This window comes from Bacillus sp. DX4.1 (genome assembly GCF_030348195.1).
Classification (GTDB): domain Bacteria; phylum Bacillota; class Bacilli; order Bacillales; family Bacillaceae_G; genus Bacillus_A.
In genome coordinates, this window is the sequence record NZ_JAUCFT010000008.1 from 551,798 (window position 1) to 572,365 (window position 20,568).

17 protein-coding genes and 1 pseudogene are annotated in these 20,568 nt (G+C 36.2%); 12 read left to right on the forward strand and 6 right to left on the reverse strand.

Translation table 11 applies throughout. The annotated features are described in order from the left end of the window. Nucleotides 1-281 precede the first annotated feature (281 nt). The 3 genes from pdaA to rlmD are packed head-to-tail and all read left to right on the forward strand — an operon-like array spanning nucleotide 282 to nucleotide 3,377. Nucleotides 282-1,064, forward strand: coding sequence for a delta-lactam-biosynthetic de-N-acetylase (gene pdaA, locus QUF99_RS06130; RefSeq protein WP_289369060.1), 783 nt, complete (start codon nucleotides 282-284; stop codon nucleotides 1,062-1,064). Nucleotides 1,065-1,123: 59 nt separating this feature from the next. Beyond that, complete coding sequence (locus QUF99_RS06135; protein WP_289369061.1) at nucleotides 1,124-1,987, forward strand: DNA-3-methyladenine glycosylase family protein; 864 nt, start codon at nucleotides 1,124-1,126, stop codon at nucleotides 1,985-1,987. Nucleotides 1,988-1,997: 10 nt separating this feature from the next. Continuing rightward, nucleotides 1,998-3,377, forward strand: a complete 1,380-nt coding sequence (rlmD, locus tag QUF99_RS06140; RefSeq protein WP_289369062.1) for a 23S rRNA (uracil(1939)-C(5))-methyltransferase RlmD — start codon at nucleotides 1,998-2,000, stop codon at nucleotides 3,375-3,377. Nucleotides 3,378-3,508: 131 nt separating this feature from the next. Here rlmD and QUF99_RS06145 read toward each other — a convergent pair whose 3' ends face one another. Next, the gene (locus tag QUF99_RS06145; protein WP_289369063.1) at nucleotides 3,509-4,819 is read right to left on the reverse strand and encodes an MFS transporter; all 1,311 of its coding nucleotides are present in this window, start codon (nucleotides 4,817-4,819) and stop codon (nucleotides 3,509-3,511) included. Between the two features lie 502 nt (nucleotides 4,820-5,321). On the opposite strand from QUF99_RS06145, the gene truA reads away from it, so the two are divergent. Next, a complete protein-coding gene (truA, locus tag QUF99_RS06150; protein WP_289369064.1) occupies nucleotides 5,322-6,059 on the forward strand; it encodes a tRNA pseudouridine(38-40) synthase TruA in 738 nt (245 codons plus the stop codon). Nucleotides 6,060-6,446: 387 nt separating this feature from the next. Here truA and QUF99_RS06155 read toward each other — a convergent pair whose 3' ends face one another. After that, on the reverse strand, nucleotides 6,447-7,865 hold the full coding sequence (locus tag QUF99_RS06155; RefSeq protein ID WP_289369065.1) for a sigma-54 interaction domain-containing protein: 1,419 nt from the start codon (nucleotides 7,863-7,865) through the stop codon (nucleotides 6,447-6,449). A gap of 591 nt (nucleotides 7,866-8,456) precedes the next feature. On the opposite strand from QUF99_RS06155, the gene QUF99_RS06160 reads away from it, so the two are divergent. Further along, nucleotides 8,457-9,878 carry an amino acid permease gene (locus tag QUF99_RS06160; RefSeq protein WP_289369066.1) on the forward strand — a complete coding sequence of 474 codons (1,422 nt, stop codon included), beginning with the start codon at nucleotides 8,457-8,459 and terminating at the stop codon, nucleotides 9,876-9,878. A 235-nt stretch (nucleotides 9,879-10,113) separates the two neighbouring features. Here QUF99_RS06160 and QUF99_RS06165 read toward each other — a convergent pair whose 3' ends face one another. Beyond that, entirely contained in the window at nucleotides 10,114-10,317 is a 204-nt protein-coding gene (locus tag QUF99_RS06165) for a hypothetical protein (protein WP_289369067.1), read from the reverse strand. A gap of 154 nt (nucleotides 10,318-10,471) precedes the next feature. Here QUF99_RS06165 and QUF99_RS06170 point away from each other — a divergent pair. Beyond that, a pseudogene (locus QUF99_RS06170) lies at nucleotides 10,472-11,435 on the forward strand (acetylornithine deacetylase); the annotation flags it as partial. 340 nt (nucleotides 11,436-11,775) lie between these two features. Here QUF99_RS06170 and QUF99_RS06175 read toward each other — a convergent pair. Further along, nucleotides 11,776-12,429, reverse strand: coding sequence for a DUF1232 domain-containing protein (locus QUF99_RS06175; protein ID WP_289369069.1), 654 nt, complete (start codon nucleotides 12,427-12,429; stop codon nucleotides 11,776-11,778). A 137-nt stretch (nucleotides 12,430-12,566) separates the two neighbouring features. Here QUF99_RS06175 and QUF99_RS06180 point away from each other — a divergent pair, with 137 nt between their 5' ends. Then, nucleotides 12,567-13,178 (forward strand): manganese efflux pump, encoded by a 612-nt coding sequence (locus tag QUF99_RS06180; RefSeq protein WP_289369070.1) that lies wholly within the window; start codon nucleotides 12,567-12,569, stop codon nucleotides 13,176-13,178. A gap of 117 nt (nucleotides 13,179-13,295) precedes the next feature. Further along, the gene (locus QUF99_RS06185; protein ID WP_080743487.1) at nucleotides 13,296-13,454 is read left to right on the forward strand and encodes a hypothetical protein; all 159 of its coding nucleotides are present in this window, start codon (nucleotides 13,296-13,298) and stop codon (nucleotides 13,452-13,454) included. A gap of 21 nt (nucleotides 13,455-13,475) precedes the next feature. Here the strand turns inward: QUF99_RS06185 and QUF99_RS06190 are convergent, their stop codons facing one another. Together QUF99_RS06190 and glsA are read right to left on the reverse strand one after the other, a co-directional pair. Then, nucleotides 13,476-13,817 (reverse strand): DUF3969 family protein, encoded by a 342-nt coding sequence (locus QUF99_RS06190; protein ID WP_289369072.1) that lies wholly within the window; start codon nucleotides 13,815-13,817, stop codon nucleotides 13,476-13,478. Nucleotides 13,818-14,044: 227 nt separating this feature from the next. Further along, nucleotides 14,045-14,974 carry a glutaminase A gene (gene glsA, locus QUF99_RS06195; RefSeq protein ID WP_289369073.1) on the reverse strand — a complete coding sequence of 310 codons (930 nt, stop codon included), beginning with the start codon at nucleotides 14,972-14,974 and terminating at the stop codon, nucleotides 14,045-14,047. A 437-nt stretch (nucleotides 14,975-15,411) separates the two neighbouring features. On the opposite strand from glsA, the gene nagE reads away from it, so the two are divergent. The 4 genes from nagE to QUF99_RS06215 all read left to right on the forward strand — a co-directional run bounded on the left by nagE (nucleotide 15,412) and on the right by QUF99_RS06215 (nucleotide 20,368). Continuing rightward, nucleotides 15,412-16,914, forward strand: coding sequence for an N-acetylglucosamine-specific PTS transporter subunit IIBC (gene nagE, locus QUF99_RS06200; RefSeq protein ID WP_289369074.1), 1,503 nt, complete (start codon nucleotides 15,412-15,414; stop codon nucleotides 16,912-16,914). Between the two features lie 288 nt (nucleotides 16,915-17,202). Further along, on the forward strand, nucleotides 17,203-18,387 hold the full coding sequence (locus QUF99_RS06205) for a serine hydrolase domain-containing protein (RefSeq protein WP_289369075.1): 1,185 nt from the start codon (nucleotides 17,203-17,205) through the stop codon (nucleotides 18,385-18,387). Nucleotides 18,388-18,550: 163 nt separating this feature from the next. Continuing rightward, the gene (locus QUF99_RS06210) at nucleotides 18,551-19,201 is read left to right on the forward strand and encodes a DsbA family oxidoreductase (protein WP_289369076.1); all 651 of its coding nucleotides are present in this window, start codon (nucleotides 18,551-18,553) and stop codon (nucleotides 19,199-19,201) included. A gap of 204 nt (nucleotides 19,202-19,405) precedes the next feature. Further along, nucleotides 19,406-20,368 (forward strand): N-acetylmuramoyl-L-alanine amidase, encoded by a 963-nt coding sequence (locus QUF99_RS06215; RefSeq protein WP_289369077.1) that lies wholly within the window; start codon nucleotides 19,406-19,408, stop codon nucleotides 20,366-20,368. Nucleotides 20,369-20,568 lie beyond the last annotated feature (200 nt).

Consider the following 20,568-nt stretch of genomic DNA (forward strand, 5'->3'; position numbering starts at 1 on the left):
AAACTTTAATCAGTGGTTTTTTCTGCATCCCCCACTGATTATTAGCCCTCACCAATCGCGCTTTTACGGGCAGTTTATCCCCCATCAAACTTCTTTGCTTTTTGCGGAACTTTGAGGTGGTGGGTATTACTGCCCGCAAATAGCGGGATAAGTGGGGAAAATGCATCTCAAATGATTTGAGGTGCATTTTTTTTGGTATATATGGAAAAACATTCTCAGCATGAAACAAATATTGAAAACAGAAACTACAGGTACGATTATATATGGAAAGGAGACTATTTATGAGGCATAAATGGTTATATATCGGTCTCATTTTTTCAATTATGATGGCACTTGTCCCAGTTTCGGCATTCGCTTATACAAATACACCCCATCATTGGGGGATTCCGCGCGCTAAAAATGAAACAGCACCAGATGCAGGAAAACTATATACAGAATTACTGCAAAAGAACGGTGGTTTTTATTTAGGTGATACAAAGAAAAAAGATATATATTTAACATTTGATAACGGGTATGAAAATGGGTATACAGAAAAAATTTTAGATGTACTGAAGGAAAAGAAAGTACCCGCAACCTTTTTTGTGACAGGGCATTATATAAAGACGCAAAAAGAACTATTACAAAGAATGGCGCAAGAAGGACATATTATTGGAAACCATTCCCGAAGCCATCCTGATTTTACGACAGTAAATGATGAAAAACTTCGTGAAGAACTGCAAAGTGTAACGGATGAGATTAAGAAGGTAACTGGACAAAAAGAAGTGAAATATGTACGTCCTCCTCGCGGTATTTTCAGTGAACGTACGCTAGCGCTTGCAAAAGAAATGGGCTACTATAACGTATTTTGGTCACTTGCTTTTCTTGATTGGAAGATAGATCAACAAAGAGGATGGCAATATGCACATAATAATGTTATGAATATGATTCATCCAGGATCTATTCTGTTGCTTCATGCGATATCAAAAGATAATGCAGAAGCACTTGCGAAAATCATTGATGATTTACGCGAGAAAGGGTATCATTTTAAAAGCCTAGATGATTTAGTAAAAGGCAATCAACCGTAAGCATGTATGCTTACGGTTTTCTCATGCTATAATGATGTGTAAAAAGGATGGGGAAATGTATGTGGAGCGAGCATGTTATGTTAGAATATCCATATCATTTTGACGAAGTGTTAAGGCGGCTATCTTTTGATCCGTTGAATGCTGTGAATTTAGAAGATAAAACAATTCAAGTCCCACTCATCGTAGATGGAGAACATATTGTTGTACGCGTGCAAGGAATTGGCACGCTTGAAAAGCCACAATTTTGGATTTCAAGCCAGATGGGTGAGCAAGAGCAAATTATGAAACGTATCTATTTAATTTTTCAATGGAATCAATCCTTTCATGATATGCAGAACCATTTTATAAACACATCATTACGTCCGCTTTTCGAAACATTTGCATATACACCACTTATTTTAGAGTTTGACTATTTTGCTTGTCTTCTCCGCTGCATTATTCATCAACAAGTCCATTTGAAATTTGCAACTACACTTACAGAACAATTTGTAAAAAGGTATGGAACAGAGAAGAATGGCGTTTTCTTTTTTCCAACACCTGAAAGGGTAGCAAATATTACAGTGGAAGAATTGCGAAATCAAAAGTTTAGTCAGCGAAAGGCTGAATACATCGTTGGACTTGCGAAACATATTGCGGAAGGTAAGTTACATTTAGAAGAACTAGAGGCAAAAACAGACCAAGAAGTAACAGCACAGCTATTGCCACTGCGAGGCATCGGTGTATGGACGGTACAAAACTTCTTACTGTTTGGGCTAGGGCGTCAAAATATGTTTCCGAAAGCGGATATCGGGCTTCAGCGTGCACTTCAAGGATTATTTCAATTAGAGAATAAACCGGATGACGCATTTTTAGAACAAATGAAACAAGAGTGTGAACCATACTGCAGTTATGCAGCGTTATATTTATGGAAAAGTATAGAGTAGAGGTGTAACAATGATACAAAAACAACATGAGAGTAAGTTGGAAGTTGGTCAAACGTTTCCTGTGACAATTAAACGTCTTGGGATTAACGGAGAGGGCGTTGGTTATTTCAAGAGACAAGTTGTCTTCATTCCAGGGGCATTACCAGGAGAGGAAGTAGTTGCAGAAACAACGAAAATTCAGCGTGGTTTTGCAGAAGCAAAAGTGAAAAAAATTCGTAAGGCGTCACCGCATCGTGTGAAGCCGCCATGTCCTGTATACGATGAATGCGGCGGTTGTCAGCTGCAACATTTAGAGTATCAAGAGCAGTTGAATCAAAAGCGTGATATTGTTGTACAAGCGTTTGAAAAGTATATGAACGGAAGTATGGAAGCGGATATTCGTCCGACACTTGGCATGGGAGATCCGTGGCATTATCGCAATAAAAGTCAATTGCAAGTAGGACGTAAAGACGAAAAAGTCATTACAGGGTTATACAAACAAAACTCACATCAATTAATTGATATTTCTCATTGTATGATTCAGCATAAAGCAACGAACGAAGCAACAAAAGTTGTAAAACGTATATTAGAAAAACTGAACATTTCTATTTACAATGAGAGAAAACAAAAAGGTCTGGTACGTACAATTGTGACACGTGCTGCGGTTCAAACAGGGGAAGTACAAGTCACATTAATTACAACAAAAGAAGAACTACCAAATAAAGATCAGTTTATCGCAGAAGTACAAAAACAGATGCCAAATGTCAAATCGATTATGCAAAACGTGAACTGGCGTAAAACATCTGTTATTTTCGGTGATAAAACATTCCGTTTAGCTGGAAAAGAAGTCATTCAAGAAACACTTGGTGATTTATCATTTGAATTATCAGCACGCGCTTTCTTCCAGTTGAATCCAGAACAAACAGTTGTTTTATATAATGAAGCGAAAAAAGCCGCTGCGTTAACAGGTACAGAAAAAATTGTTGATGCATATTGTGGCGTTGGTACAATCGGACTTTGGCTTGCAAATGATGCAGCGGAAGTACGCGGTATGGATGTCATTCCAGAAGCGATTGAAGATGCGAAGAAAAATGCGAAGCGTCATGGCATTACAAACACAAAGTATGAAGCTGGAAAAGCAGAACAATGGCTACCAAAATGGGTTAAAGAAGGCTGGCGTCCAGATGTAATCGTGGTTGATCCACCTCGCACAGGTTGTGATGACAAATTACTCGAAACAATTTTAAAAGTACAACCGAAAAAGGTTGTATATGTTTCTTGTAATCCTTCATCATTAGCGCGTGATGTGAAAGCATTGATGCAGAGCTATGAAGTGGAATATGTGCAGCCGGTTGATATGTTCCCACATACGGCGCATGTTGAAAATGTAGTTAAGCTTGTTAGAAAATAGGTTATCATCTAGTACACATATTCAATAAGTACGTATCGATACGATTTACTCTAAGAAAAATGAAATTAGCCCTCATACAGCATGAATCTGTGTGAGGGCTAATTTTAAAGGTGTAGTCTCCAACAATCTTATTATGTCCGTAACGAATCCACATGTACTTCCGCATTACTGCGAGCATAATAATACCAAATGATTCCTAAGCAAACGATATAGTAGAGAATAAATAAGTATAAAGCTGGACTTATACCTCCCAAGTTCTCAATTGACCAACCAAAAACTTTTGGAATAAAAAATCCACCGAATGCTCCGATGGCAGAGGCAAATCCGATAGCTGCCGGTGATTCAATCGGTCCAAAAATAATTGGAAACATTGTAAAAATAGAACCATTGACAATCCCCCCAGTAGCAAATAACACTAAGAAAGAGAGAAAAAATCCAAGAAAGCTTTTGGTTCCTTCGCTAATGAAGAAAATAACACTAAATACACCGATGACCATAATACCTACATCTATAAGAGAAACCCGTGCCCCTCCAAATCTATCTGCTAAATAGCCGCCGACAGGCCGCCCTAATGCTCCAAGAAGTGGTCCGAGAAACACTAACTGAAGAGCATTTATCTCTGGAAATTGTCCTTTTAGCAATAAAGGAAAAGCAGCTGAGTAGCCAATAAATGATCCAAACGACATGATATATAAAAGCATAATAAGATACATGTGTTTTCGTTGGAATACTTTCAACTGCTCAGACAATTTTGGCTTCTTAAGAGGTAGGTTGTTTATTCCAAACAGGGCTAGAAATGCAAAGATTATAATTGGAATGACCCATATAAAAGCTCCATTTTGCAACCACAGTCTAGTCGTTCCTACAGTTAAAGGCCTGCCTCCTAAAGGTCCAAAAAACGGTATTGTAATAATAAAAGGAATGACAAATTGGGCTACACTTACACCAAGATTTCCCAATCCGCCGTTAATTCCAAGAGCAGATCCTTGCTTTGCCTTCGGATAAAAAGGTCCAATTGCCGCCATTGATGAAGCAAAGTTTCCTCCTCCAAGTCCGCATAAAGCAGCAAAAATAGCCATTATAGTATAGGGGGTATCTGGATTTTTTAATGCCCATCCAATTCCAAACACAGGTACTAACAGGATAATAGTAGATAAAAAAGTCCAAGCTTTTCCTCCTAAATATGTTACACCGATAGAATAAAAAGGCCTGATTACTGCACCTGTTAATGCAGGAATGGCAGCCAAAGTATACACTTGATCAGTTGTATAATTAAACCCCGCATCAATTAGGTTTAATGATAATATGGACCATATTTGCCACACACAAAAGGCAATAAATAAATTAGCAATAGAAATCCATAAATTTCGATTCGCAATCTTTTTTCCCTTACTTTCCCAAAATTCAGGATTGTCAGGATTCCAATAGTTTGTTTCTTTCAAATGTCTTACCTCCCATTTCTGGTTAACACAAATATTTTTTGTAGGATGAAACGAATTCATACATAAAGTAAAGAGGTAGAAAAAAGACCCCTATACTAGGGGTCAAAGCTTAATAGTAGACAGCTTCTATTAAGGTTTGAATATCTCAACATTATGTAAAAATTACAAACGAATATTTATATTTCCGGAAAAGCACAGAACACAATCGCTATCGTGTTGCTGAACGTAATCGAAAAGCCTGCAAATCAGGCTTTCCCTACCGAACGAACAGAGGAATAGTTACGAATGTATATACACATCCATACTATCGGAGACAAGGACTTGCAGGAACACTTCTTCTATGTGTAGAATGTAGTGAAGCTTGTTAGAAAATAAACTACAATATGAAACGTAAGTAATAAAAAACATGATATTTTTTAGAATAAGGATATGTTCCCTCATACAGCAGAAGCCTGTGTGAGGGATTATATTTTATTCAGCCAATGAAAGTAAGGAGAATACAATGAACAATTATAAATTGACGATTCAATATGATGGTGGACGCTATAAGGGATGGCAAAGACTTGGTAATAACGATAATACCATTCAAGGAAAAATTGAAAGTGTATTATCAGAAATGGTCGGAAGAGACATCGAAATTATCGGTTGCAGCAGAACAGATGCTGGTGTACACGCTCTTAACCAAGTTGCTAATTTTATGATTGAGGAGAATTTGACGGAGCCTAAAGTTAAAAAGTATTTAAATCAATACTTGCCAAACGATATTAGTATTACTGATGTGAAGCTAGTTCCAGAGCGTTTTCATGCTCGCTATAACTCTAAAGCAAAAACGTATTTATATAAGATTTGGAATGAGGAACATACAAATCCATTTATGCGTAAATACAGCATGCATGTTGAAAAAAAGTTAAATATTGAAAGCATGAAAAAAGCAGCGCAATATTTGATCGGTTCACATGATTTTACTGCTTTTTCAAACGCTAAATCTAAGAAGAAGTCTATGGTTCGTGAAATATACATGCTCGATATAGTAGAAAATGAAGGTTTCATCCAAATTAGGGTGAGCGGAAACGGATTTCTTCACAATATGGTGAGAAAGATCGTTGGAGCGTTAGTAGAAGTTGGCTTAGGTCAGTTAGATGCTGAAGCAATACCACAAATTTTAGAGGCGAAACAACGAAACCAAATCAATTGTCTTGCTGATGCAAGTGGGCTGTACTTGGAAAAGGTTGATTTTTAGACAAATGGATGTAATTTATCCCGCATTAACGGGCAGTAAGACCCCCACCTCAAGATTCAGAGAGAAACGAGGAAGATAGGTGGGGGACAACTGCTCGTAAAAGCCCGATTCGTTCAACTAACCATCAGTGGGGGATGAAGAAACCCCCACTGATGGAAGTTTCACTTTATGTTGTAAACTCACTAGCATCCTATATGTTCCTACATACACCTTGGACATATCGAAAATGTTGTGCAGTTGGTGTAGATAGAAGCTAAATCAAAAAGAAAGAGCTAATAGCTCTTTCTTTTTTTGTTTGTATTTATAGAAAACGTAAAGAAATCAAGGTGATACATATATTTGATTCCTACAAGTTGTAATGGATTCATGGTAAATCAATAATTTTTTTTAACTGTTTAAATTATATTTTTTTAGTCGATATTGTAGGTTTTGCCTACTCAAGCCTAAAAACTTTGCTGTTTGTGAGATATTACCTTTATTTTCTTTAAGAACTTGATTGATGTATTCTTTTTCCATTTCTTTTATTGTATGCTTTAAAGTTTTAGACGCATCATTGGTAGTATCATTTGCATCCCGCCTCGTTAGAGGAGGATGAATGTTGAATTCGCTTTTGGTTAGGTCATAAAAACGTGTTGGAATATGGAGTGTTGTAATGATTTCCTCATCTTCTATTAAGTTCATAGCGCCTTCAATCATGTGTTCCAACTCTCTTATATTTCCAGGCCAATCGTGTTTATAGAAAAACTCTCTTACGTTATGATCCACCCCTTTTACCTTTAAGCCAAATTGGATATTATACTTTTCAATAAAATAATGAAGAAGAGTTAAGATATCTTCTTTTCTCTCTCTTAAAGGTGGAAGAAATAAAGTAACAACGCTTAATCTATAATATAGGTCTTTCCTTAATCGATTGTGTGTAATAGCTTCAACAGGATCTTCATTAATGGTTGCTATGATTCGAACATCTACTTCTTTTTCTTGTGCTCCGCCGATTCTTCGTATTGTTTTATCTTGTATAGCACGCAGTAATTTAGCTTGAAGAGCTGGACTTAATGAGTTAATTTCATCTAATAATAAAGTTCCTCCATTTGCTTCTTCAAATAAACCTGGTTTATCTATTGCACCTGTAAAAGCACCTTTGTTCGTGCCAAATAATAGGCTTTCCATTAGGGTTTCTGGTATAGCAGCACAGTTTTGCGAGATAAAAGGCTTTGCTGAACGGTGATTTTCATTATGAATGCTTTGTGCAAATAATTCTTTGCCAGTTCCCGTTTCTCCTACGATAAGTATGGAGGAAGAGGTACGTGTTACTTTTTTTGCTTCTGTAATGATGGATTGAATTGCTCTAGAATTACCTATTATATGATCAAAGGTAAACTTAGTACTTTGTTTCCGAGGAACATTTGTTTTAATCGTTTGCTTTAATTGGGTAATATCTTTTGAAATTTCAATAGCACCTTTAATTTTTCCATTTTCTATTATGGGAAAGGTATCATTAATTGTCGTAATCTCTTTTCCTTTATTATTAAAATAAGTTTGTTTTATGTTTTTTTTTGTTTTTCCAAGTTTTAGTGCCTCTATGAGAGTACTGCTTTTGTTCTCTTCAAATGCAAATACCTCTAAAGGATTTTTATGTAATACATCCCTACAATCCATCGATTCAATTTCCATCATTTTGCGATTATAGATTATCGTTTTACTTTCTTCATTAATAATGTGAATTCCAATATCAATTTCATTGAGTAAAGTTTCATATAGCATATTCATTTCAATTAATTTTTTGAAATTGATTTCTTTTGTATGCATGTACCATCTTCTCCTCGTTATATCTTATGAAGACTGACTTTTTATAATTTTATTAAAATTCTCATAAAATAGCAAAATTTTTTGCGCTTTTACGATTGGAAATTTTAAAATGATAGAAAAATTTTGCGCTTATTAAGATTTTTTTCGCACGAACTCCTAATTTTACATAGGAATTGAGGTTGGTATGTATCTTGCATTAATAGTAGTTGAAAGCTTTAAATTTAAAGATTAGGGGTGAGTTGAAAGTTTTATCCCGCTATTTGTGGGCAGTAAGACCCCCGCCTCAAAATTTAGAGAGAAACAAAGAAGATAGGTGGGAATAACTGCCCGTAAAAGCCCGATTGGTGAAGGTTAATTATCAGTGGGGGATGAAGAAAATCCCTGCTGAGTAAAGTTTCACTTTATGCTAATGCCAAGCAAATCATAAAAAAGTTTAAGAATTGATTATCGCGTTACGGTTTATTTCCGGTTTGTAGTAACAATGAAATATAAATGTACGCTATTATTTTTTATATTTTAAATTTCTTTTTCAGATTAATTTTTAAAGCGTTTACATTTATATGTTCTTGCAAAACCAAAAGGGGGATTTATATGACGAATCAAAATCAGGAATTAAAACGGGAGTTGAAAAGTCGACATTTATTTATGATTGCACTTGGAGGGGTTATTGGTACCGGACTTTTCTTGGGATCCGGTTATACAATCCATGAAGCTGGGCCGGGCGGGGCACTTGTAGCGTATCTTGTTGGGGGATTTGTTATGTATTTAACAATGCTCTGCCTTGGGGAATTGGCTGTTGCTATGCCTGATGCAGGATCTTATCAAACGTATGCTACAAAGCATATTTCGCCTGCAGTAGGTTACGTAGTGGGTTGGATGTCATGGTTAAACTGGTCTGCTACGATAGGGATTGAACTGATTGCAGTTAGTATCTTAATGAAACGCTGGTTTCCAGATGTATCATCTTGGATCTGGTGCGTAGTTTTTGCAGTGCTTCTTTTTGCTATTAATGCATTATCCTCACGGAGTTTTGCAGAGGTTGAGTTTTGGTTTGCAAGTATTAAAGTAATTACGATTATCGCATTTATTATTTTAGGCGGAGCAGCTATGTTTGGATTCCTAGATATGAAAGGAAATGAAACAGCACCAATGCTTTCTAACTTTACTGATCACGGGGGACTGTTTCCAAATGGGCTAACAGCTATTTTAATTACAATGATTGCCGTCAACTTTTCCTTCCAGGGAACAGAACTAGTTGGTATTGCGGCTGGAGAGAGTGAAAATCCGGAGAAAACAATTCCAAAAGCAATTAATAATACAGTTTGGCGTATATTAGTTTTCTTTGTACTTTCTATTTTTATACTTGCTGGGTTATTCCCTTGGCAACAAGCAGGGGTAGTAGAAAGTCCATTTGTAGTTGTATTTGATAAAATTGGTATTCCTTATGCAGCAGATGTTATAAACTTCGTTATTATCACAGCGGTATTATCAGTAGCAAATTCTGGCTTATATGCAACTTCTCGTATGCTTTGGTCTATGTCGAATCAAGGAATGATTAGTCCGATTTTTGGTAAATTATCCAAAAATGGTGTTCCAATTTATGCATTGATTGTAAGTACAATTTTTGGCTGTCTCTCTTTATTATGTGGTATTTATGCAGAGGATACAGTTTATTTATGGCTACTTTCTATTGCAGGATTTGGTGCAATACTGGTCTGGGCATCTATTGCTTTATCGAATCTTCTCGCTAGAAGAACGTACTTAAAGCAGGGCGGGGATATTAAGGATTTGAAATTTAAAACGCCGTTGTATCCGTATGTTCCGCTTCTTGCTTTTCTATTAAATATGACCGTAATTGTGAGTATGGCATTTATTCCAGAACAACGCATGGCATTGTATTGTGGTATTCCATTTATGATTGTTTGCTTACTGTTTTACCGTGTTACAAAAAATAAGAAAAGAAAAATGGAACATACTGAAAAAACGAATACAACAGAAGCACAAAGTTTATGATGAAATTTCAGGTGTGATTTGTACTCTTAGAAATAATTTTTTAAGATTTGAATAAAAATGAGTTGTTATGTAGTCAGATAGAATTCTACAAAATCAACTGGAATGAACCAATTGTATTTTCATGTAGAACATAGCGGACGAATAATAGGATACCATTGATGTTGAAATACAAATCAAAATGAAAAACGAGCTGATCAAATAGACAGCTCGTTTTTGCTATAAGATCGCGTCCACACTAAGAAGCTTGATCTCTTTTGATTTGTAGTTTAACAGTCCAAAACAAAGCAAGCATGATTGCTGCAACGCAACCACTAATTGTACCGATTAATTTTGAATAAGGAAGACTATTCATAGAACTATTAAGAAAACACATAACAGATAAGACAAATGGTAGAACATATAGTACGTGTAATACTTTTAGTCTCTTATCTCGAATCATATTTTTAACCCCTTTGTATTACTGATAATTTAATTATAACACAATTTTTACCAAGTCATATTATGGATATTAGAGAACTGTAAAATTGTAAACACTCTCTTTTTTTGTGAAAATATAAATGGGAACGTACTATGTATGCAAAGGGGAATTTGCAATGAATCAAAACATTTCACAGCTACTAGAACAAATTGATTTGCGAAAAGAAGAACTATTAGAACTAACAAAAACGTTGATCCATTTTGAAACACCAGCACCACCAGCAAGAAATACAAATGAGGCGCAGCAATTTGTTGCTGATTTTTTAACACAATGTGATTTTACAATTGATAAATGGGACGTGTATCCGAATGATCCAAATGTTGTTGGAGTGAAAAAAGGGACAGCAGGAGATTCTCATAAAAGCTTAATTATTAATGGACACATGGATGTAGCGGAAGTATCACAAGGTGAGAGTTGGGAGACTGGTCCATTTGAGCCGTTTGTGAGAGAGGGTTGGTTAGTTGGACGCGGGGCTGCAGATATGAAAGGTGGAATTGCAGGGGCATTGTTTGCGATTCAGCTTTTACAAGAAGCCGGGATTGAATTACCTGGGGATTTGATTTTCCAATCGGTGATTGGAGAAGAAGTGGGAGAAGCAGGAACGCTTCAATGTTGTAAGCGTGGATATGATGCTGATTTTGCGGTTGTTGTAGATACAAGTAATTTACATATGCAAGGGCAGGGCGGCGTGATTACAGGATGGATTACTGTAAAAAGTCCACAAACATTCCATGATGCAACGCGTAGACAAATGATTCATGCAGGTGGTCGTTTATTTGGAGCAAGTGCAATTGAAAAGATGTTGAAGATTGTACAAGGCTTACAAGAATTAGAACGGCACTGGGCGGTTATGAAAACATACGAAGGATATCCGTCAGGAACAACGACAATTAATCCAGCTGTGATTGAAGGCGGACGTCATGCTGTATTTGTGGCAGATGAATGCCGATTATGGATTACTGTTCATTTTTATCCGAATGAAACACATAGGCAGGTCGCTGAAGAAATTGAAGATTATATTGGCAGACTTGCGGCAGCTGATCCGTGGCTTCGTGAAAATCCACCACAGTTTGAGTGGAATGATTATTTTGAGAACGAAAGTAAGCCAGAGATTTTACATATATTAAGTCTATATAGTAATAAGTTGATAATTTTAAAAGATAATATTGAAATTAAAAAATACTTCAACTAACGAGTGTATTTCGTTCAATAAGATAACAAAAAGGACCGATTTTGGTCTTTTTTTGATTAAAAAATTACAGAGCCTTACAAAAAAGAAAAGAGCTACTTTAAAATTCATTCGAACTAGAATCTTGGCGCAGCTCTTTTTTACCCCGTACTAATGGGCAGTAATATACCCTCGCTTCAAAATTCTGATGGAAGCGGAGAAAAGTTTCATTTTACATACAATGTAATGCCCTACGTTTTTTTTCTTATTTGAGCTAATTTCTCTTTTGCCAATTCCACCGCAATTGCATCATCTAAATAACCAATTGGAAATATATAATCGGGGATAATGTCTGTTGATAAAACAAAATACAACAGAGCACTTCCGATAATTGCACGTTCTTTGAGCGGAATGGATTCTTTGCAGAATTGGTGATACATGTCTGCTAATTGCTCAATGAAAGGACCAGTGCTATCAATTTGTTGCAACTTTGTTGAGAAACTTTCGTGAATGAGTCGTTGGCCTTCTGATGTTTGCGCATATCGTTCATAATTTTCAAGCTCTTGTTTCACACGAGTTGTGGTGTACTCGAAATCAAATAAGTTGGAGGATTGCAGTGTCTGCTGAATGGCATCAATGGATGTGTACATATCCGTTTTCTCCTTCTTTGTCTGAGAAGAATCTGTGTACATCGCATCATATAAAACCTGTGGCGGAACTTGTAGACATTCTGCAAATTTTTGAAGGTGTTTTTGTTTTGCTTGTTGTTTGCCGTTAACGATTCTTGAAATGGTTGAAGGATCAATATCTGCAAGTATTCCTAATTGACGCATAGATAAGGCGCGTTCTTTTAACAATTTTTTTAATATCGTACCAAGTTGATCGTTTGTATTTTGAGTGGACATCATTTTGGCACTCCTTCTTGTTTCTAAAGTATTGAGGAAATGTTGAGTTGTTATTACAAGTATATGAAGCTGACAGGCACAGTTGCTCAACATTTGCATACGATGCAATAAAAAGTGACATGAAGGAGTGAGTATTGATGAATACGGCTAGTTTATTTTCAATTTTTCTCATTGGAGTTGCTTCAAATTTAGATAATGCTGGTGTAGGAATTGCATATGGTATTCGGAGGATTCGAATTTCTTGGTTAAATAATTTTATCATTGGTTTTTTTGGTTTTCTTTTCACCTTATTAGCGGGCTTTTTTGGGAATTGGATTTCATTGTTTATTTCAGACTTTATGGCAAATCTAATTGGAACGATTGTACTCGGTGTAATCGGAGTATTCATTTTGTGTCAGCCATTACTTAGTAAGCGAGAGGAGACGTCTCAGAAAAGTGAAAATATGTTCATCGGTATTTTACGTACTCCCGAAAGTGCTGATTTTGACGGATCAAAGACAATTGGTTTTTCTGAAGCCCTTGTACTTGGTGTTGCATTATCGATTAATAACATAGCCGGAGGATTTGATGCGGGGGTAACGAATCTAAACCTTTGGGCGACTGCTCTCGTTTCTGGATGTTTTAGCTTTATTTGTATTAGCGGTTTTTCATATATAGGGAAAAGATATTTAGCGGAGTATTTGGGGAAATGGGCAACAATCATAGCGGGTGCGTTACTTATTCTCATCGGAATCGATCAATTGTTGTAAAATAAGACCAAAAAACAATCTTCGAGTATTTCCCAGGAAAACCAACAAAAACTTGTATATGTCGACAGGCTTTCATTCATACTAACAGTGATTTCTTTTAAAGAAAGGGGTATGAATATGGGACGTGGTAAAGCTTTTGATCATAAGAAAAAGGGTCACGATCATCAACCACCAAAAGGTGCTCACATTCATAAAGATGTGAATGAGCATACGTTAGAAGAGGAAGAATTGCCTGTTAACATTGAAACGTATAAAAATAGTTTGAAAAAGCATTAAAGCACCTAGTATAGGTGCTTTTTAGCGTATATCTTCGATTAATTGCTCGGTTTCTTCATACATTCCGTATTCACTTAATACCTGAATACATAGCCACTTTAGTTCTTCAATACTTGGTTCGATTTCTTCTGGAATTACATGCTGGATATCTTCAAGTCCAATGCCAAAGTGAATGAGTTCAAGTACTTGGTCGTCAATATTTCGATCCATTAATAATTCTAATACTTCTAGATTGAATATGTATCGATAAGCCTCATCGAGTGAAACGACTTTCAGTTTTAAGCTTTCTACAATACCGAGTATAAAAAGAAGAATCGTTTTTTCAAGAACAGGTTGTTCCTCCATTTGAAAAATCAGCTTCATTTGTATCTGCACCTCCATCGCATAGCGCTAGGTTGTACTATACTATTCGGATGGGTGTAGCGAATATGCATAATAAGGTGAAACTTTTCTTAGTAGGGGACTTCATCCACCGCTGAGAAATAGCTCTGATTAATCGGGATTTTAGGGACAGTTTATTCCAAACGAACAGGCAATAAGGGTTCAATTGTTTTGAGCAAAATAAAAAGCGTCATCATGACGCTTCTTTTCTAAAAAATACTCCATCCTTCTTGCGCAGAAAGTAGTTCTAATAGTTTAAAGCCAGCGATACTATTTCCATTTGCGTCTAAAGCTGGTCCGAAAATACCGATACCCATTTCACCTTTTACACAGCCAAAAATCCCACCAGATACACCACTTTTTGCAGGGATTCCAACGCGAATTGCAAACTCACCAGATTCGTTGTACATGCCGCATGTTACCATAAATGTCTTACAAATTTTTGTGATGTGTTCTGGGATAATTTGTTTTTTCTGATACGGGTCGTAACCGTCCATTGCAAAGATTAAACCGATGCGTGCTAAGTCAATACAATTTACTTCAATTGCACATTGACGTGTGTATAAGTCCATTAGTTCTTCGATATCTCCATCGATAATGCCATTTTGCTTCATATAGTAACAAAGAGAACGGTTTAAGAAAGCTGTTTCTAGTTCAGAAATGGCAACTTTTGAAGAGTAATTAATTGAAGGATTGTCTGTAATATCACGTACAAAGCGGAGAATGCGTTCCATCTTTTCTTCATTACTATCTCCTGTAATCATACTTGTAACTGCTAATGCACCTGCGTTAATCATCGGATTAAGTGGTTTAGAAGAGCTTGTTGTTTCTAATTTAATAATAGAGTTGAATGGATCACCAGTTGGCTCCATTCCGACTTTAGAAAATAAATATTCCTCACCACGGTCTAGAAGGGCAAGAGCAAGTGTAATTACTTTTGAAATACTTTGAAGAGTAAAGAGTGTTTGTGAGCTGCCAGCATGGACATAATCTTTATCTTTATGATAAATAGCAATCCCTAAATCGTCTGGATTTGCATTTCCTAGTTCCGGGATATAAGTAGCAAGCTTACCTTTTTGTGTGTATGGTTTTACTTTGTTTAACAACTGTTGTAAGTTGTTTGTCTCGACGCACTGCATAGTACCAACGCTCCTATTTCTTTATCACTAAGTGTACTGTTCCCAATAAACTCGGAAATAAATAATAACATGAAAAAGTGGAATGATAAAATAAAACTTCGATGTAGCACGTAACAGCCTAATTGATGTAACGAATGATTAGTGAGGGATGAAGCGCCTCATTAGTGAAAATTTCGCGTTATCTCATGTGAATGAGCATTCCGTTTTTTACTTTGAAATGGTAAGGAATCAAAGAAGAAAAATAGAGGGGGATATTGCACTTTATATTCTAATTTTCCTTATAATACATACTGTTACAGAGATAAATTCCCAAAAAAAGTTCGTAAATAAAAGCTACACATCTATACAACTATATGTTATTATTATGTAACAGAAAGCGTTTTCTTAATTTGTTTTTATTGGCAACGATTTCATAAATTTGAATAGGGGGAATTAAAATGTTGCAGTTTTTACAACGTATTGGTAAAGCGTTAATGCTTCCAATCGCAGTATTACCAGCAGCAGGATTATTACTTCGTTTAGGTCAACCTGACGTGTTTGACATTCCTGTTATGGCACAAGCCGGTGCAGCAATTTTTGATAACTTAGCACTTATTTTTGCAATTGGTATTGCAATCGGTTTATCTGTTGATGGTAGCGGTGCTGCAGGTCTTTCAGGGGCGATTGGTTATCTTGTAATGAAAAATAGCATTGATGCACTTAGTAAAGGATATTCAACTGTAGAATTACAAGATAAATTAGGGAAAGTCCAAGATTTAATTGGCACAAATGCTAATTTGGATCCGTCTAAACTTGCAGACACAATGACACAAGTATCCAAGGCTGCCGAGTTATCGACAAAAGTTGATATGAAAGTACTAGGCGGTATTATCGTAGGTATTATTGCTGGGTTACTTTATAATAGATTCCATAAAATGAAACTTCCAGAATGGTTAGGATTCTTTGCTGGAAAACGTTTTGTTCCAATCATCACATCTGTTGTAATGCTAATATTAGGAATTTTATTTGCACAAATTTGGCCAACAATTCAAAGTGGTATTGATTCATTAGCTCACGGTATTGTTAACTTAGGAGCATTTGGTGCAGGCCTTTTTGGATTCTTAAACCGTTTATTAATTCCAATTGGTTTACACCATGTAATGAACACATATTTCTGGTTCGTATTTGGTGACTTTACAAATGCAGCAGGAAATGTTGTCAATGGTGATATTGCACGTTTCCTTGCAGGTGATAAATCAGCGGGTATGTTCATGACTGGCTTCTTCCCAGTAATGATGTTTGGTCTACCAGCAGCATGTTTCGCAATGATTGCAGCTGCTAAGCCAGAAAAGCGTAAAGCTGTTACAGGTATGTTAGCAGGTCTTGCATTGACTTCTTTTTTAACAGGTATTACAGAACCAATTGAATTCTCATTTATGTTCTTATCGCCGTTCTTATATGGTGTCCATGCTGTATTAACAGGTATTTCTTTATATGTAACAACCGCACTTGGTATTCATGACGGTTTCACATTTAGTGCAGGTGCAATTGATTACGGATTAAACTTTGGTATCGCAACAAAACCATTACTATTAGCGGGTATTGGCTTAATTTACGCAGCCATTTACTTCTTTGTATTCTATTTCTTAATTAAGAAATTCAATTTAAAAACACCAGGTCGTGAAGATGATGATGAGCTAGTAGAAGACGGAGATGCACCAGTTGCAGGATCTATTGGTGAAACTTACGTAGCGGCATTAGGCGGAAAAGAAAACTTAACAGTTATTGATAACTGTGCAACTCGTCTACGTCTACAAGTAAAAGATGCAAGTTTAGTAAGCGAACCAGCATTAAAACGCGCCGGTGCAAAAGGTGTTATGAAATTAAGTAATACAAGTGTACAGGTAATCGTTGGTACAAACGTTGAATCTGTAGCTGATGATATGAAAAAACACGTATAATTTATATTGAAAGAGGATGTCCTAAAAGATCGACGAAATCGGTCCTTTAGATGACATTCTCTTTTTTTGTTTGAAAATTCCAATGAAAATCTTACTTTTAGAAATTTTCTTTTTCTTTTTTTACATATCGATTGGTAATATGTTCATCACATGATACAGTAAGGATGACATAAAATGAAACTCCTATTAGTAGGAAAGAAAAGACTATGGAGTGTGGCCAGTAAAGCGATTGAATAACGATAAATAAGGGGAAAAAGTAACCATGAATAAAGAAAGGGTAATGTCGGTATGAAGTCTCAAAAACCGATTATATACATAAAAAGAACAGTCATTCTCAGTGTGTTGTTCGCACTTGTATATTTCGGATATACAAAAATTATTTCGCATAATAAAAAAGAGAGCGCGCTAAAAGCAGCAACAGAGATAAAGAAAGAAGCGGTACAAAAGAAACAGGAAAAACCTGCAGAGCAACCACAACAAGCTCAAGAGGCAGAACAGCCTGTTGAAGAAGGACCGCCACAAGAAATTAATGAAAATGCACAATTAGATGAGTATTTAAAGAGCAAAAATTTTAGTGGAACAGCAGTTGTTGTGAAAAATGGAAGAGTACTTCTGAATAAAGGATATGGACTTGCAAATAGAGAAAAAAATGTACCAAATAATTCAGATACAACATTCTACATTGGTTCGATTACAAAAGCCTTTGTAGCAACAGCTATTATGCAGCTAAAAGATCAAAATAAACTTCAAACAGAGGATACGGTAGCGAAATATATTCCTGATTTTCCACAAGGTGGTGAAATCAAATTAGCTCATCTTTTGACACATACGTCTGGTATTCCGGAATATGAGGCAGGAGCAGACCAAATTTCTCATGATGAGTTAGTGAAGCGGATTGGACAACAAAAACGTTTATTTAATCCAGGGGCAAAATGGAAGTATTCTGATTCCAATTACTCAGTACTTGCGTATATTGCGGAGAAGGTTAGTGGTCAACCGTTAGAAGAATATATTAAACAGCATATTTTTAATGTTGTAGGCATGAAGCATTCAGGCTTTGGTACGGAATTAGAGCAAACAAAATATCCTTCTACTGGCTATAAAATAAAAAATAATAATATGACAACACCGGCTATTCCAAATATGTCACAATTGTACGGATGCGGTGATATATATACTACTGCAAACGACTTATACTTATTTAATGAAGCGTTATTTTCAGGAAAATTAATTTCAAAAGAAAGTTATAATCAAATGTTTACAGGGGGTAAAAAAGACTACGGATTCGGGTGGTATGTGAATCCGGGAAGTTACTCTAATCATGGTGTAATGCCGGGATGGAACTGTTTAAATGGTTTTAGCAAAAACGGAAGTGTATATGTTGTGTTATTATCCAATATTCAAAATAACATTAAATCATTTGGTTCAGTGAATAATGATATTTATACGATGTTGCAGCAGATTGAAGTGTAGAAGGCTATCTTTTGAGATAGTCTTTTTATCATTTCAACCGAGAAGCCCCCCTCCTCTAAACGAAGTGAAGGTGGGGGTAGTTCAATGGAAAAGTATTAGAGTTGACACTAAACTAAGTTGTAACTATAATTATTACAACAAGAACAGTAAAGGAGAAGTTATTATGACATTAAAAATAAAAGTTTATTCGGATTATGTTTGTCCGTTTTGTTTTTTAGGAGAACAACCACTGCAAGAAGCAATCCACGGAAAAGATGTAGAGGTAGAATGGATGCCGTTTGAACTTAGACCATATCCAGCAGAGCGAATTGATCCATGGAACGAGCCAGATAAATTAGGAATGTTCCAAAGTACAATTATACCGTGGGCAGAGCAAATGGGCGTTGATATGAAACTGCCTCGACTTTCACCACATCCTTATACACATACTGCATTTGAAGGATATCAATTTGCAAAAGAACATGGAAAAGGAAATGAATATCAGCACCGTGTATTTGTGGCATTTTTCCAAGAAGAACGAAATATTGGTGAGATTGATGTGCTAGTAGAAATTGCTGGAGAAGTCGGATTAAATCAAGATGAATTTAAAAAAGCATTAGAAAATCGTACCTATAAAGCTGCTCATGAAAAAGCTGTACATCATGCGTACTATGAACAGGGTGTACAAGCTGTACCGACATTTATTATTGGCGATAGCGTTGTACAAGGTGTCAAAGATAAAAAAGCGTTAGAAGCAGTGATTGAACAAGAATTGAAAAAAGAAACGGCAACTATTTCAGAAGGAATGACATGCAACATAGATGGTTGTGAGTGATGGAAAAGCAGGTGCTAATAGCATCTGCTTTTTGTTGCGTTCTGATGAATTATAATTATTTCAATAAAGTGAAACTTTGATTAGTGGGAGTATTACTGCCCGCAAATAGCGGGATAAATTAGGATTAATTTGTAAGTGAGCGTTGCCACTTCTTTGTGTTCAAGCCTATGTATATGGCGAAAACAAAAAGAGGAGGCGCTTGAAATGAAGTATGTCATCACACCGCGATATTTACCTGTCCCAAGTAAAAGACGTTCTGGATTACAAATGGAGAAAGTTGCTTTTGTGGTTGCGCATGATACAGGAAATCCGAATGCAACAGCTGCTCAAAATGTATTGTATTATGAAAGATCCTGTAATGAGATGAGTGCATCTGCACATCTATTTGTTGATGATCGGGACATTATTGAATGTATACCAGCGTTAACAGCTAAGCCTGAAAAGGCATGGCATGTTAGATACGATGTTCAAAGTGATAATAACCGCTTTGGACAGAATGCAAATGATGCAGCAATCGGAGTGGAACTTTGCTATGGCACAAGTGGGAAGATTAATAATGAAGAAGCGTACTCGCGATATGTATCGATAATTGCATATATTTGTAATAGATTTTCTTTGCATCCTTCCGTCAGTTTAATTAGTCATAAAGAGCTAGACCCTTCGCGAAGAGAGGATCCACATACAGCTTTTGCCTACATGGGAAAGTCATGGGGAGAATTTGTGCAAGATGTAACGCGAGAATTTGAAGGAACATCCCCAGCAGTAACAGTACGTACAGGCATAGTTAAAATTGTAGCAGACTCTTTAAATGTTAGAAAAGAAGCAAGCTTCACCGCGCCAGTTGTAAAAGTTGTGCATAAAGGAGAACGCTATCAAGTATTCGGGGAAGAAAACGGCTTATATTGTGTTGGAACGAATGAATGGATTAGCACAAATTCACAATATGTGAAATTCTTTTCAGGTTCACAGCAAGTAGCCAATGAGCGTGTTAGAGTAGTCGAGATTGTAGCAGATTCATTATATGTAAGAAGCGCCCCTAGTTTTAACGCGCGAATTGTAAAGGTTGTGCACAAAGGAGAAAGCTATAAGGTGTATGGGGAAGAAAACGGTTTGTATTGCGTAGGAACAGATGAATGGATTAGTGCAAATTCAAAATATGTAAAGTGAAACTTTGATCAGTGGGGGGCTTTATCCCCCACTTAACTTCTTTGCTTTTTGCTGAACTTTGAGGTGGGGATATTACTGCCCGTTAATGCGGGGTAAAAGGTATTTCCAATTAATAATGAAAAAAGTGTGCCAAACAGGCACACTTTTTTACTATTCTGTTTCAAAATGACTATAACAGAATAGCAAGTAAGGGTATTACA

Coding starts and splice junctions, on each gene's coding strand:
- QUF99_RS06215 (WP_289369077.1), top strand. CDS start 19,406: ATGAAGTATGTCATCACACCGCGATATTTACCTGTCCCAAGTAAAAGA.
- QUF99_RS06180 (WP_289369070.1), top strand. CDS start 12,567: ATGAATACGGCTAGTTTATTTTCAATTTTTCTCATTGGAGTTGCTTCA.
- QUF99_RS06135 (WP_289369061.1), top strand. CDS start 1,124: ATGTGGAGCGAGCATGTTATGTTAGAATATCCATATCATTTTGACGAA.
- QUF99_RS06205 (WP_289369075.1), top strand. CDS start 17,203: ATGAAGTCTCAAAAACCGATTATATACATAAAAAGAACAGTCATTCTC.
- QUF99_RS06165 (WP_289369067.1), bottom strand. CDS start 10,317: ATGATTCGAGATAAGAGACTAAAAGTATTACACGTACTATATGTTCTA.
- truA (WP_289369064.1), top strand. CDS start 5,322: ATGAACAATTATAAATTGACGATTCAATATGATGGTGGACGCTATAAG.
- QUF99_RS06155 (WP_289369065.1), bottom strand. CDS start 7,865: ATGCATACAAAAGAAATCAATTTCAAAAAATTAATTGAAATGAATATG.
- pdaA (WP_289369060.1), top strand. CDS start 282: ATGAGGCATAAATGGTTATATATCGGTCTCATTTTTTCAATTATGATG.
- QUF99_RS06190 (WP_289369072.1), bottom strand. CDS start 13,817: ATGAAGCTGATTTTTCAAATGGAGGAACAACCTGTTCTTGAAAAAACG.
- rlmD (WP_289369062.1), top strand. CDS start 1,998: ATGATACAAAAACAACATGAGAGTAAGTTGGAAGTTGGTCAAACGTTT.
- QUF99_RS06160 (WP_289369066.1), top strand. CDS start 8,457: ATGACGAATCAAAATCAGGAATTAAAACGGGAGTTGAAAAGTCGACAT.
- QUF99_RS06175 (WP_289369069.1), bottom strand. CDS start 12,429: ATGTCCACTCAAAATACAAACGATCAACTTGGTACGATATTAAAAAAA.
- QUF99_RS06210 (WP_289369076.1), top strand. CDS start 18,551: ATGACATTAAAAATAAAAGTTTATTCGGATTATGTTTGTCCGTTTTGT.
- nagE (WP_289369074.1), top strand. CDS start 15,412: ATGTTGCAGTTTTTACAACGTATTGGTAAAGCGTTAATGCTTCCAATC.
- glsA (WP_289369073.1), bottom strand. CDS start 14,974: ATGCAGTGCGTCGAGACAAACAACTTACAACAGTTGTTAAACAAAGTA.
- QUF99_RS06185 (WP_080743487.1), top strand. CDS start 13,296: ATGGGACGTGGTAAAGCTTTTGATCATAAGAAAAAGGGTCACGATCAT.